The following is a 12,081-nucleotide window of genomic DNA, read 5'->3' on the forward strand; positions in this document are numbered from 1 at the left end:
GCGCGACTACTTCCGGGGCTCGGCGTCCGGCTCGTCGTCGGCGTGGTGCGCCTCGCCCAGCGGGTGGGTGACGCCCGTACCGACCTGCTCGACGTAGCCCGGATCGATCTTCTCCAGGTGCCGGACGGCGTCGGCGTCGATCGACTCGAGTTCACCGGTCGCGATGGCCACCGCTTGCTCGTGGACGTGTTCGTCGACCTGTGCCGACAGCACGTGCCGGGACACGATCAGCGGGTCGCAGCGGAGGTCGAGGTAGAGCGACAGACACATGCCGATCATCACCACGACGAACGGCAAGGCGGCGATGATCGCCATCGTCTTGATGCCCTCGAGCGCGTCGTCACCGCTGATCGCGAGGAGCAGCGCGGCCACGACGCCGGTCAGGACACCCCAGAACACCGTCAGCGAGCGTGAGGGATGTTCGACGCCGCGCTGTGACAGGGTGCCCATCACGAGAGACGCCGAGTCGGCGCCGGAGACGAAGAAGATCCCGACCAGAATCATCACCAGCGCCGAGGCGACGCCGGTCCACGGCAGGTGTGTGAGGACGTCGAACAGGGTGTCCTCGCTCGCCGCGGTGTTCGGGTCGAAGTCGAGCACACCGTCGGTCTGCTGCCGGATCGCGGTGCCGCCGAACACGCAGAACCAGATCAACGACACGGTCGTCGGCACGACCATCACACCGATCACGAACTCGCGGATGGTGCGCCCGCGGCTGATCTTGGCGAGGAACAGCCCCACGAACGGGGTCCACGAGACCCACCACGCCCAGTAGAAGATGGTCCAGTCGGCCAGCCACTGCTGCCCCGCCTCGCTGGTCACCGTGGCGTCCGAACGCGCCGCGAAGGTCGTGAGATCGGTGGCGTAGGCGCCCAGGGTGGTGGGCAGCAGGTTGAGGATGAAGATCGTCGGGCCGACGACGAACACGAAGACCGCGAGTACCACCGCGAGCACCATGTTGATGTTCGACAACCACTGGATGCCGCGGGCGATACCGGACACCGCCGATGCGACGAAGGCCGCGGTGAGGATCGCGATGATCGCCACCAGCACCATCTTCGTCGGTTCGTTGACCCAGCCGACCTTGTCCAGGCCGGAGCCGATCTGCAGGGCGCCCAGCCCCAGGGAGGCCACGGTACCGAACAAGGTGGCGAAGATCGCCAGGATGTCGATGACCTTGCCGACCGGACCGTTCGAGACGCGCGGGCCGAGGAGACGTGTGAACACGGCGGACATCAGCTGGGCCCGCCCGAGCCGGAATGTGCTGTAGGCCAACGCGAGTCCGACGACCGCGTACATCGCCCACGGATGGAATCCCCAGTGGAACATCGTCGTCGCCATCGCCGCCCGGACGTCGCCGGCGTCGATCTCCGGTGGCGGACTTGCGAAATGGTACAGCGGCTCGTAGGCGCCGAAGAACATCAGGCCGATGCCCATTCCGGCGCTGAACATCATCGCGATCCAGCTGATGGTGCGGAACTGAGGCTTCTCCCCCGTGAGCCCCAACGGGATTCGCCCGTATTTGGACACCGCCAGACACACCGCGAAGATCACGAATCCGGTTGCGGAGAGGATGAACAGCCAGCCCAGGTTGGTGGTGATCCAGCTCAGGATCTCACTGGTGGTGGTGTTGAGACTGTCCTTGTCTCCGATACCCCACACGACGAACGCGATGACGAGAGCAGCCGTGATCGAGAAGACCACCGGATCGATCCGTTGGCTTCCCGGCCGACGCCCCCGGTCCCGCCGGCGCTGGCTAACTCGCGCGCGACGAGTCGTCGCGATCTGTTCACTTGTCATGAGTCCACCAAAGCAACGTAAGCGTCGCTATTCAAGTCGCGCGCAGCGCCCGCGCCACCATCGAGACGATCGTGTCGTCGTCCAGCCCCAGCTCACGGGCGGTCTCGACGTACGACGCCGCCGCTGCGAACCCGGCGTCCTGCGCATCGTGGCGCCCCGCCTTGATGAAGGATCCCTGCCGTCCGCGCGTCTCGATCACGCCGGCCGCCTCGAGTTCGCGATACGTCTTCGCCACGGTGTTGGGGGCGAGGTCGAGATGCGCGGCGAGCGCCCGGACGGTCGGCAGGCGCTCACCGGTGAGCAGCGTGCCGTCGGCGATCAGTTCGATGATGCGCAGCCGCACCTGTTCGAAGGGCGGCCGGTCCGATGCCGGATCTACCTGCAGATGCGCGAACAGCGTCGTGGTCATCGTCGGATCCTCACAACAGATCACGCGCCAGCGGACAGGACATGCACCGTGGCCCGCCGCGACCCGAGCCGAGTTCCCGACCCTCGATCTCGATGACCTCGATACCCGAATCACGCAGGCGCCGATTGGTTTCCACGTTCCGGTTGTAGGACACGACGACGCCCGGGGACAGCGCGAGCGTGTTGTTGCCGTCATCCCACTGCTCACGTTCGGCGGTGACCGGGTCGAGGCCCGTGTCGATGACCCGGAGTTTGCCGATGCCCATCGCCTCGGCCGCCGCCTCGACGAAAGGCCTTTCCCCCGTGACGTGTACGGCGTCGGTGGCGGTGTCGTGGGCCAGGGTGAACGCCGACATGTGGTCGCGGATGTTGGGGTACATCACCACCGCATCGGTGTCGACCATGGTGCAGACGGTGTCCAGATGCATGAATGCACGCGCCTGTTCGATCGGCACGGCGAGCACCGTGTGGGCGAGCTGATCGTCGAAGAGGCTGCGCGCCAGCGCTTCCGCGCCGGCGGGTGTGGTGCGCTCCCCCACCCCGACGGCGACGACACCGGGAGCGAGGAGCAGGACGTCGCCGCCCTCGACCGGCGCGACCTGCGACTCGTAGGCGCGTCGGGCGCCGGTGAACCGCGGGTGGTGGGCGTAGATGAGGTCGGTCAGCGAGGTCTCACGTGCCCGTGCGGGCAGCGCGAGGGAGGTGATCGCGAAGCGCGACCCGATCCAGAACGAGCTGTCGCGGGTGAACAGCAGGTTCGGCAACGGTTCGATCGCGAACTCGGGACCGTGATGCATCCGGCGGACCAGCGACGACCGCTCCGCCGACGGCGTGATCGGCAGTTCGTCGAATGTCATCCCTGCCGTCAGGACGTGCGACAACTCCGCCGGGGCGAGTCCGCGCAGGTGCGTCGCGAGATCCTCGGCGAGATGTGTCCCCAGGCGTCGCGGGCTCACCGCGGCGGCGATGCCCTGGATGCGGGCGGCCCCGCTGTGCGCGATCGTCTCGGTCAGCAGGTCCCCGAGCAGGTAGACGTCGACGCCGCGATCACGCAGGACCTCGGCGAAGGCGTCGTGTTCCTCCTGCGCCCGGTCGACCCAGGGCAGGCCGTCGAAGAGGAGTTGGTCGCTGTTGCGCGGGGTGAGGCGCCGCAGTTCGTCGCCGGGACGGTGCAACATCACCGCGCGGAGTGTGCCGACCTCGGAGTTCGCCCCCAGTGCGTAGTCCAGCTCTGCCGGCGCGTCCGCCTGCCCTTCACCCGTCATCGCTCAACCGTAATTCGTTCCGTCGCGATCGGCCGTCTCATCGTGGGTGAACGTCGGGCCCTGACCCACGATCGCCGGTGCGGTCTCCCGTGCGAACAGCCACGCGACCACGGCGAACGCCGCGACCACGCCGGTCAGCACGAAGGCCGGACCGAAGCCCACGCGGTCGGCCACGAAACCGACGATCACCGGTCCGGTCACCGCCCCGAGATCCGACGACATGCCGAACGCGGCGAGCGCCGACCCGCCCTGCTGGCGGTTGCCGAGGACGTCGGCGAGGGCTGCCTGATGCGTCGGCGCGAAGAGTCCGGACCCGACGCCGGCGAGCACCGACAGCGCGAGTGCGACGGGCACATTGGGCGAGAACCCCAGGGCGATGGTGGCGACGACGGTGATCGTCAGACCCGGCAGCATGATCGGACGACGGCCGAAGCGATCGGACAGACGGCCGGCGATGAGGATCGCGAGGACGTTCCCGGCCGCGTAGATCGCCAGCACGATCCCGGCCATGCCCGCCCCCGCACCGAGTCCCTCGGTGATGAACAGCGGCACGACCGCGACCCGCACCCCCATCGACGCCCAGCCCTGCGTGAAGTTGGACGCGAGGATGGCGCGGTAGGCGCTGTCGCGCAAGGCGGTCCGGAAGCCGATGAGACCGGCGGTCGGCCCCTCGGCCTGGTCGGGGGCGATCACCTCCCGGAGCTGGGTCGCCACCACCGTCGACGCGACCAGCAGCGCCACCGCGTACACGACGAACGGCACCCGCAGCCCGAACTCCACCAGAGCAGCACCGATCAACGGTCCCGTGATGCTGCCGATCAGGAATCCCGCGGAGAAGAAGCCCGACACCCGCCCGCGAATGTCACTGGGCGCCATCCGGATCAGCAGGGCCATCGCCGAGATGCTGAACATCGTCGAGCCGATCCCGCCCAATCCGCGGAAGATCAGCAACTGCCAATACGTCTGTGCGAAGGCGCAAGCCAGCGTGCTGGCGGCGACGATGAGGAGACCGGTGAGGTAGATGCGCCGTTCGCCGAAGACCGACACCAGCCGACCGCCCGCGGGTGCGAACAGCAGCCGCATGACGGCGAAGGCGGACACGACCGCGGTGGCCGCGGTGAAGGAGACGTTGAAGGCCCGGGCGAAACTCGGCAGGGCGGGCGCGATGAAGCCGTATCCGAGTGCGATGACGACGTTGGCCGACAGCAGCACCCAGATGCCGCGAGGGATCTGCCTCATGGCAGCTCGGGCAGGTCGTCGAGGGCCTTCGCGGTGAGTTCCCGGCCGAGATCGATCATCTCGGTGGCCTTGTGGAAGTCGAGGGTCCGCACGGTTCGCCGCGGTACGCGGATCAGGACGTCGGGCGGGTAACCGGCCACCTGATAGCGGGTCAGCGCGTCCTGCATGATGTCGAGCGAGCGACTCAAGACCTCGACGCGACCCATCCGCTGGGGCTCGTCGGCGGTGTCCGGGGACACCGCGGCGGTGTCGACGACGACCGCTCCCTCCTCGTCGTGGGCGGCGGCCGGCGCGATCTCGTCGGTCCCGAACCTGTCGCGCACCGAGCGCACCAGTCCGGCGTCGAGGATGGGGGCGACGTTGCGCCGGAGCAGGCCCTTCGTCTTGGGCGCCCGGCTCGCACCCGTCTCGGGTCCGCCGTCGGAACCGATGATCACCCCGATCGTCACATCGCTGGGCACACCCGAGGTCGGCGCGACGGGCAACGGGTCGAGGATGCCGCCGTCGGCGAGCAGTCGGCCCTTGTGCTCGTGCGGGCTGATCACCCCGGGTATCGCGATCGACGCACGCAGAGCGTCGGCGAGGTTGCCGCGCTGGAACCACACCGCACGGCCCGCGGACAGATCGGTGGCGATGGCCGTGAACGGGATCGGCAGATCCTCGATCGCGGTGTCGCCGAGGATCTCCCGCACCCGGGTGAGGATGCGTTCGGCGCCGATCACGCCGGGTTTGGTGAGTGAGACGTCGAGCAGCCGCACGACGTCGAGCTGGGACAGACCCGAGATCCAGTCGACGTAGTCGTCGAGTCTGCCCGCGCAGTGCAGGCCCCCGACCAGCGCGCCCATGGAGGAGCCCGCGACCGTGACGATCTCGAATCCGCGTTCCTCGAGCTCGGCGATCACCCCGATGTGTGCGTAGCCGCGAGCGCCGCCACTTCCCAGAGCAAGCGCCACGCGCGACGGTCGAGCCATTCCGCAACCCTACCGCCGCCGATTCCGCGGCCGCCGATCACTGTTCGGTCATGAGACGACGGGGGCCGGGGCCGAGTTTGTTCAGCTCGTCCCCGGGGTTGAGCAGGTGGCATTCGCCGAGCGACAGGCACCCGCACCCGACGCACGACCCCATCATGTCGCGCATGTTCTCCAGCAGCGAGATCCGGTGGTTGATGTCGTCCACCCAACGTGTCGACGCCGCCTCCCACATCGTCTTCGACGGGGATTCGTGGTCGCCGAGTTCGGCGAGCACCTCGCCGATCACCGACAACGGGATTCCGGCGACCTGCGAGGCCCGGATGAACGCCACGCGCCGCAGCATCGCCCGGTGGTAGCGGCGCTGGTTGCCGGCGGTCCGCCGGCTGAAGATCAGGCCCTGCTCCTCGTAGAACCGGACCGCCGACGGCGCGATGCCCGCCCGCTGCGCGAGCTCCCCGACCGAGAGCTCGAGTCTCTTCAGCGTCATGGGTCGATGGTAGGCACCGCTGACGGTCAGTTGCGCACCACCAGCACCGGGCACTCGGCGTTGTGCATCACCTTCTGGCTGGTCGAGCCGAGCATCAGTCCGCGGAATCCGCCGCGTCCACGGCTGCCCACGACGACGAGCTGCGCGTCGGTCCCGGCTGCGTCCAGCAGCGCCTTCGCCGGCTCCTCCGGCAGGACCCGCCGCTCCACCGTGACGTCCGGGTAGTCCTGCGCGTAGCCGGCGAGCCGCTCGGACAGCACCTCCACGGCGTCCTGGGTCATCCGCTGGACCTCCTCGGGCCCGATCCCGTACCCGTGCAGGGCGTCGGCGTCGAGCGGGGTCCAGGTGTGCACGGCGATCAGCGGGGCGTTGCGCAACGACGCCTGACGGAACGCCTCGGCGACGGCCACATCGCTCACCGGCGATCCGTCGACACCGACGACGATCGGGCCGGTGTCGGATCCCTCGGCGGCGACGACCGCGACCCGACCGTGCGCGTGGGCCGCGACGTTGATGCTCACCGAGCCGAGGAACAGACCCTTCACACTGCCCAGGCGACGCGTGCCGACCACGATCATCGCGGCTTCCTTGCCCAGCTCGAGCAAGACGCGTGCCGCGTCCCCGTCGACGATCGAGGTCGTCACGCTGACGTTCGGCGCAACCGCCTTGGCGGCATCGGTGGCGGCGTGCACCGCGTCCGACGCGTCCTGACGGATGGCGTCGACCACGTCCTGCGGAATGATCAGGCCGGGCGCATAGTCGCTGGTGCTCGCGTCGTAGGCGCCGACGATCTTGAGGTCGACGCCTTCTGCCGCGGCGGCCTTGGCCGCCCATCGCACCGCCCCGGTGGCCGCATCCGAACCGTCCACGCCGACGAGTATCGCGTTCATGTTCCTCGATCATCTCCTCTGGTCACGAGTTCCCCGGCGGGAGCCGGACTTCGGCACCGGCCGGGGCCGGTGTTCACCTCCATCCTGCTCCCGGTGACCGCAGGCGGCAATGAGCAATTGGTCCTTCGCCACCGCGCATTTCACGGCGTGTAGCGTGGGAGGCACCATGACTCCCCCGACTCCGCAGAACGGCAACAACGACTTTCGCGCGATTGTGATCCACATCGCCATCACCGTCGTCTTCGGTCTCGGATTACTCCTCGTCGCGCACGCCTCGTCGGACTCGCTACAGACCGCACTCATCATCGCCTCCCCCGTCGTGGTGATGATCGGTGCGATCGCGATGCTGGTTCGGGCCTACCGGGTCTGGAAATCCGGTGGACGATGGCAGCTGTGGCAGGGCGGGGCCTGGTTCCTGCTCGTGTTCTTCATCATCATGCTGTTCAATTCGGCACCCGTGCTGTTCGAGTCGAACACCGAATAGCGCCGTCGACCGCCGGTAGAATTCGAGCTCTCACACCACAGGGAGCCAAGCGTGTCCTTCGATGCCACCCACGGCGATTCGCCCGCCCCCGGTTCGGTCAGGGCGGGACGAGTGGTTCCCGGCTCGGTCGTCGCCGGTCACCGCATCGAGCGGGTGCTCCACGAATCAGGGATCGGAATCACCTGTCGCGCGGTCCCGATCACCTCGACATCCCCCGCTCCCGGCATGCCGGGGCCGGAACCGGTCGTCCTCACCGTGGTCGACCCGGCCCCTTCCGCAGATCCCCGGTTTCGCAGCCGGTTCGCCCGCGCCAATGAATCGGCTTCCGGCATCAGACATCCCGCGATCGCCCGAATCGTCGGGCACGGTGTGTCCGACGGCCTCTTGTGGGTCGCCACCGCACCGGTTCCCACCACCGACGCCGCCGAGCTGATCCGACGTCACCCCGACGGCACCGACATCGACCTGGCCGTACGCATCGTGGCCGCGGTCGGCGAGGCCCTCGACGCCGCACACAGCCGCAGGCTGGTCCACGGCGGCGTCACGACCTCGGACATCTTGATCTCGGCTGCCTCGTCGGAGATCACCGCATCCGCCATCGCGGGCCCGGGTGCTGTCACACTGCGCGGTTTCGGCCTGTCCCCGCCCGCGGACGGTGAGGAGACCCCGCATCCCGACGCCGACGTGGCCGCCCTCGGCCGAATCCTCGTCGAGCTGCTGACCGGTACCACATCTGTTGCCAGACATCGGGTTTCCGGAGCCGTGTCACCGGCCTTCTACGCCGTCCTGGCGCGAGCGCTCGACCCGCAACCGGATCATCGATACCGGACCTGCGCGGAGTTCGTCCGGGCCGCCGACCTCGCCCTCCACCTCACCCACACCGACGGTGAGCCACCCACCGAGGTGATCAGCTCGTCGCCGCGGGTCTTCCGGCCCACGGGGAGTCCCGACCGGCCCACCGAGATCGTCGCCGGTCACCGCCCCGGCCGACCGCAGCACGCACTCGGCGGATCACGCTCATCCCGAGGAGCCGACACCCGGCCACGACGCCGGACCGTCGCGCCGCTGCTGGTGGCGCTCGTGGTGGTCGCGGTCTGCGTGGGCACGGTGATCGTTCTCGGCGCCCGCAACGCCCCAACACCGTGGCCGGCGACGGTCGCACCGATCGCCGAGGCGTTCCCGCGACTGCTGCCCGACTCCCCCGATCACCAGGGCTGGCGAGATGCGTCCTGCCAGGCCATGTTCCGCGAGGGACTCGACGCCATCTCGTGCTCCGACGCCGAACAGGTGACCTATGTCGTCTGGCACACGGCCACGCCCGGCGCACGGGACACCGTCACCGCACCGCTCAAGGGTTTTCCGGGCGACGAGATCCGGTGGCGGGACGGTCCCGCGTCGTCGAGCCGGGACAGCCTCGCCGACGGCTGGGTGGTCACCAATTTCGCCGAGCCGGTGCGCGCACCGTATACGGTGATCGCGACGTGGCCGGGACATTCGGGTCGCCAGATCCTCGACGGCTGGTGGCGCACCGCCCCACTCGGGTGAGCGCGACGGTCCGGTCGGGCATCGCCGCGGTCAGCGGCCCCGCAGTGCGTCGATCCGCTCGGCCACCTGCAGCGCGGTCGACGGCCGGCTTCCGGCCAGGGCAAGACAATTCGCGATCAGCGTGCGTTCGTCGCGGTTCAGGTTCTCCGACAGGGCGGGCGGCGTCGACAGCGCCGCCCGGATCGCCAGCAGCGGTTGGGTGTCGGGGACCTCGCCGTACACCCCCTCGTCGGTGAGCGCCCGGTGCAGACACGCGCCGAGTGACCAGATGTCGGTCGCGCGGGACGGCACATCGCCCGCGAGCAGTGCCGGGTCCATGTACTGCACCGCGCCGGGCTGGGCGAAGCTGGTGATCGGTTCCTCCGCGGCGAGCACCCGCGCGAGCCCGAGATCCGAGATCTTCCCACCGGTCTCGGTCACCATGATGCTCGACGGGGTGATGTTGGCGTGGGCGATGCCGGCCTCGTGCAGGGCGTCGACGCCGCGTGCCGCGTCGGCCACCGCGGCGAGTCGTTCGTCCCGGCTGAGGGGACGAACGGGTGCGCCGAGCGATCCCATCGGAAAGTACTCCATGGCATACATGAACTGTCCCTGGAGAACCGCGTCGTACAGGCCGGCCAGGTAGGGCGAGGCGACCGCGGCGAACGCGCGCAGTTCGCGCACGCCACGACGATAGGCGTCGTCGCTGCACACACCGCTGAACACCTTGACCACCACGCGATCGGTGGCCAGGCCCAGGCGTGCGGGAGGTACGGCCAGATAGAACGTTCCGTTGCCGCCGACTCCGAGCTTCTGGAGCACGGCGAAATCCGCAAGCTGTTGCGGGATCTCGACTGTGGCCATGTCAGTGCCTCTCTGGTGATGACGTGGAGCGAGTGGTGTCGGTGGTCTGGGATCGGTCGGTGGTCTTCACGGGATCGGCTGACTCGGAGGCATCCGCGTACAGCGTCGTCATCCGTTCCCCCAGCGCCTCTTCGCTGGTCTCGGTGTTGTCGACGACGGTCACCGGAACATCCGGGCCGCGCCCGTGAATGATGTCGTCGCCGGCGGCCACGGTGAACGCACCGGGCTCCCCCTGGTGACGCCTCGGCTCCACGACCGAGACGCGGACCCCGCGGTCGACAACGGGTCTCAGATCGGCGAGCCAACGACGCCGGGAGCCCGCGGAGACGACCGTCAGGGAGCGCGACCCGAACAGTGCGAGACCGGCCGCCACCACGGCGGCGGTACGGCCGCTGCGACTGTCGGCGACCACGCAGGTCACGACGCTGCGACCGGGGGCCACACCGGCCCCGGCGTTCTCGTCCACGATCGCCACCGGCGCCGCGCGCAACATCTCGCCGAGCTCGCGGTCGGCGGCATCGATGACGATCACGTCGGCGTTGGCGTTGCGGGTCATGGCGTCGAGGTCGGTGGCCGGGTCGGCGCTGAAGCGGCACAGGACCGACACCGATCCGGACCCGGTCAGCGAGGCGCCCAGCAGGTTCAGCTTCTCGATGGCCGACGCCATGGCCGCGAAGTCGGGCACCACCGGCACGCCGACCTCGAGGTGCTTGCCCCGTCCGTCCGCGGAGGTGAGCAGACCCGCCAGCACGACGTCGTAACCTGTTGTGCAGTCGAGTAATCGGCGATGCCGTGCGCGCAGGTCGTCGACCGTGCCGTCGGGGTCGCGCAACACGACCAGCACCCGTGGGGCGGTCGCGGCGGCCAGCGCACGACGCTCGGCCGCGGCGATGTCGTTGGCCACCACCGTGTCCGGGTAGACCACGCGGAGCAGCGGCTCGGTCAGCACCGTCGTCACCAGTGCCATCACCACGAGCATCGCGAAGAGGTCGTCGCTGAGGACGCCGAGATCACGTCCCGCCGAGAGGATGACCAGCTCGGTGAGTCCCCGGGTGTTCATGAGCACGGCGATGGCCGCGCTCTGCCGCGTGGGTATCGCACTGGCCCGGGCGCCCGCGTAGGCGCCGAGGAACTTGCCGGCGATCGCAACGACCAGCACCAGACCCAACTGCCATAGCCCCGACAGCCCGATGCCGCCGAGGTCCACGCTCAGGCCGGTGACGACGAAGAACATCGGCAGCAACAGCAGCACGCTGACCTGTTCGAGTCGTTCCAGGATCTCCCGGTGCAACTGCTCGGCACCGACTTTCGGCATCACCGCACCGAACATGAATGCGCCGAAGATCTGGTGGATGCCGATGACGTCGGTGGCCGCCGCGGACAGGAACACACCGATGAGGATGACCGCCAGGATGTCCGGCGTGAGGCGTCCCGCCGAGTCGCGCCACTCGACCAGCTTGGCCAACAGCGGACGCACGATGCCGAACATGACCGCCGCGTACACCAGGGTCATCCCGACGATCCTGGCGACTTCCAGCGGGCTGCCGCCCTCGATGATCGCGATGATGAACGCGAGCAGGGTCCACGCGAGGATGTCGTCGACCGCGGCCGCGGCCAGACTGAACACGCCGGGGACGGTCCGCATCATCCCGCGGTCGGCGAGGATGCGGGCGAGGACGGGGAACGCGGTGATCGACATCGCGACGCCCATGAACAGGACCATGCCGAGCCGTTCGATCTCGACGCCCCCGACGGTGTCGTGCGACGGGTACAGCAGAAGGCCCAGTGCCGCACCGAGTCCGAAGGGCAGCACGATCGAGAACGCGGAGATGCTCGCCGCCGCGCGTTCACGGCCGCGCGTCAGTCTCATGTCGAGCTCGAGACCGACGATGAACATGAACAGCACGAGACCGATCTGTGCCAGTCCGCCCAGGAGCGGCCGAACCTCCTCGGGGAACAACCACTCGTCGGGGTTCCCCGGTAGCAGTCCCAACAGGCTGGGCCCCAACGCGATCCCGGCCGCGATCTCACCGACGACGGCGGGCTGCCGTACCGCACGCGCGATCATCCCACCGACACGAGCGGCGGCGATGATGACCGCGACATCCAGGAGGAGGAAGGCGACAGCGTGCTTGTCCATGTCAGGTCC

11 protein-coding genes are annotated in these 12,081 nt (G+C 68.9%); 2 read left to right on the forward strand and 9 right to left on the reverse strand.

Annotation, left to right across the window (positions count from 1 at the left end):
• Positions 1-6 precede the first annotated feature (6 nt).
• The 7 genes from BLU62_RS15950 to BLU62_RS15980 are packed head-to-tail and all read right to left on the reverse strand — an operon-like array spanning position 7 to position 7,060.
• Positions 7-1,800: a BCCT family transporter gene (locus BLU62_RS15950; protein WP_074850586.1), complete on the reverse strand. Its 1,794-nt coding sequence runs from the start codon at positions 1,798-1,800 to the stop codon at positions 7-9.
• Between the two features lie 31 nt (positions 1,801-1,831).
• Positions 1,832-2,209 carry a GntR family transcriptional regulator gene (locus tag BLU62_RS15955; protein WP_074850588.1) on the reverse strand — a complete coding sequence of 126 codons (378 nt, stop codon included), beginning with the start codon at positions 2,207-2,209 and terminating at the stop codon, positions 1,832-1,834.
• 10 nt (positions 2,210-2,219) lie between these two features.
• Positions 2,220-3,473, reverse strand: a complete 1,254-nt coding sequence (locus BLU62_RS15960) for an arginine deiminase (protein WP_074850590.1) — start codon at positions 3,471-3,473, stop codon at positions 2,220-2,222.
• A gap of 3 nt (positions 3,474-3,476) precedes the next feature.
• A complete protein-coding gene (locus BLU62_RS15965) occupies positions 3,477-4,712 on the reverse strand; it encodes an MFS transporter (RefSeq protein WP_074850592.1) in 1,236 nt (411 codons plus the stop codon).
• Positions 4,709-5,683 (reverse strand): patatin-like phospholipase family protein, encoded by a 975-nt coding sequence (locus BLU62_RS15970; RefSeq protein WP_074850594.1) that lies wholly within the window; start codon positions 5,681-5,683, stop codon positions 4,709-4,711. Before BLU62_RS15970 ends, BLU62_RS15965 begins: the two co-directional genes overlap by 4 nt.
• 37 nt (positions 5,684-5,720) lie before the next feature.
• A complete protein-coding gene (gene soxR, locus BLU62_RS15975) occupies positions 5,721-6,170 on the reverse strand; it encodes a redox-sensitive transcriptional activator SoxR (protein ID WP_074852942.1) in 450 nt (149 codons plus the stop codon).
• Between the two features lie 26 nt (positions 6,171-6,196).
• A complete protein-coding gene (locus BLU62_RS15980; protein WP_074850596.1) occupies positions 6,197-7,060 on the reverse strand; it encodes a universal stress protein in 864 nt (287 codons plus the stop codon).
• Between the two features lie 166 nt (positions 7,061-7,226).
• Here BLU62_RS15980 and BLU62_RS15985 point away from each other — a divergent pair, with 166 nt between their 5' ends.
• Positions 7,227-7,544, forward strand: coding sequence for a hypothetical protein (locus tag BLU62_RS15985; protein WP_074852943.1), 318 nt, complete (start codon positions 7,227-7,229; stop codon positions 7,542-7,544).
• A gap of 51 nt (positions 7,545-7,595) precedes the next feature.
• Positions 7,596-9,089 carry a serine/threonine protein kinase gene (locus BLU62_RS15990; RefSeq protein WP_074850597.1) on the forward strand — a complete coding sequence of 498 codons (1,494 nt, stop codon included), beginning with the start codon at positions 7,596-7,598 and terminating at the stop codon, positions 9,087-9,089.
• 30 nt (positions 9,090-9,119) lie between these two features.
• On the opposite strand, the gene BLU62_RS15995 is transcribed toward BLU62_RS15990, so the two are convergent.
• Together BLU62_RS15995 and BLU62_RS16000 are read right to left on the reverse strand one after the other, a co-directional pair.
• Positions 9,120-9,932 (reverse strand): protein kinase domain-containing protein, encoded by an 813-nt coding sequence (locus BLU62_RS15995; protein WP_074850599.1) that lies wholly within the window; start codon positions 9,930-9,932, stop codon positions 9,120-9,122.
• 1 nt (position 9,933) lies between these two features.
• Positions 9,934-12,072: a cation:proton antiporter gene (locus BLU62_RS16000; RefSeq protein ID WP_074850600.1), complete on the reverse strand. Its 2,139-nt coding sequence runs from the start codon at positions 12,070-12,072 to the stop codon at positions 9,934-9,936.
• Between the last annotated feature and the right edge of the window lie 9 nt (positions 12,073-12,081).

Source organism: Gordonia westfalica, assembly GCF_900105725.1.
Lineage (GTDB): Bacteria > Actinomycetota > Actinomycetes > Mycobacteriales > Mycobacteriaceae > Gordonia > Gordonia westfalica.

Coding starts and splice junctions, on each gene's coding strand:
- BLU62_RS15950 (WP_074850586.1), bottom strand. CDS start 1,800: ATGACAAGTGAACAGATCGCGACGACTCGTCGCGCGCGAGTTAGCCAG.
- BLU62_RS15955 (WP_074850588.1), bottom strand. CDS start 2,209: ATGACCACGACGCTGTTCGCGCATCTGCAGGTAGATCCGGCATCGGAC.
- BLU62_RS15960 (WP_074850590.1), bottom strand. CDS start 3,473: ATGACGGGTGAAGGGCAGGCGGACGCGCCGGCAGAGCTGGACTACGCA.
- BLU62_RS15965 (WP_074850592.1), bottom strand. CDS start 4,712: ATGAGGCAGATCCCTCGCGGCATCTGGGTGCTGCTGTCGGCCAACGTC.
- BLU62_RS15970 (WP_074850594.1), bottom strand. CDS start 5,683: ATGGCTCGACCGTCGCGCGTGGCGCTTGCTCTGGGAAGTGGCGGCGCT.
- soxR (WP_074852942.1), bottom strand. CDS start 6,170: ATGACGCTGAAGAGACTCGAGCTCTCGGTCGGGGAGCTCGCGCAGCGG.
- BLU62_RS15980 (WP_074850596.1), bottom strand. CDS start 7,060: ATGAACGCGATACTCGTCGGCGTGGACGGTTCGGATGCGGCCACCGGG.
- BLU62_RS15985 (WP_074852943.1), top strand. CDS start 7,227: ATGACTCCCCCGACTCCGCAGAACGGCAACAACGACTTTCGCGCGATT.
- BLU62_RS15995 (WP_074850599.1), bottom strand. CDS start 9,932: ATGGCCACAGTCGAGATCCCGCAACAGCTTGCGGATTTCGCCGTGCTC.
- BLU62_RS16000 (WP_074850600.1), bottom strand. CDS start 12,072: ATGGACAAGCACGCTGTCGCCTTCCTCCTCCTGGATGTCGCGGTCATC.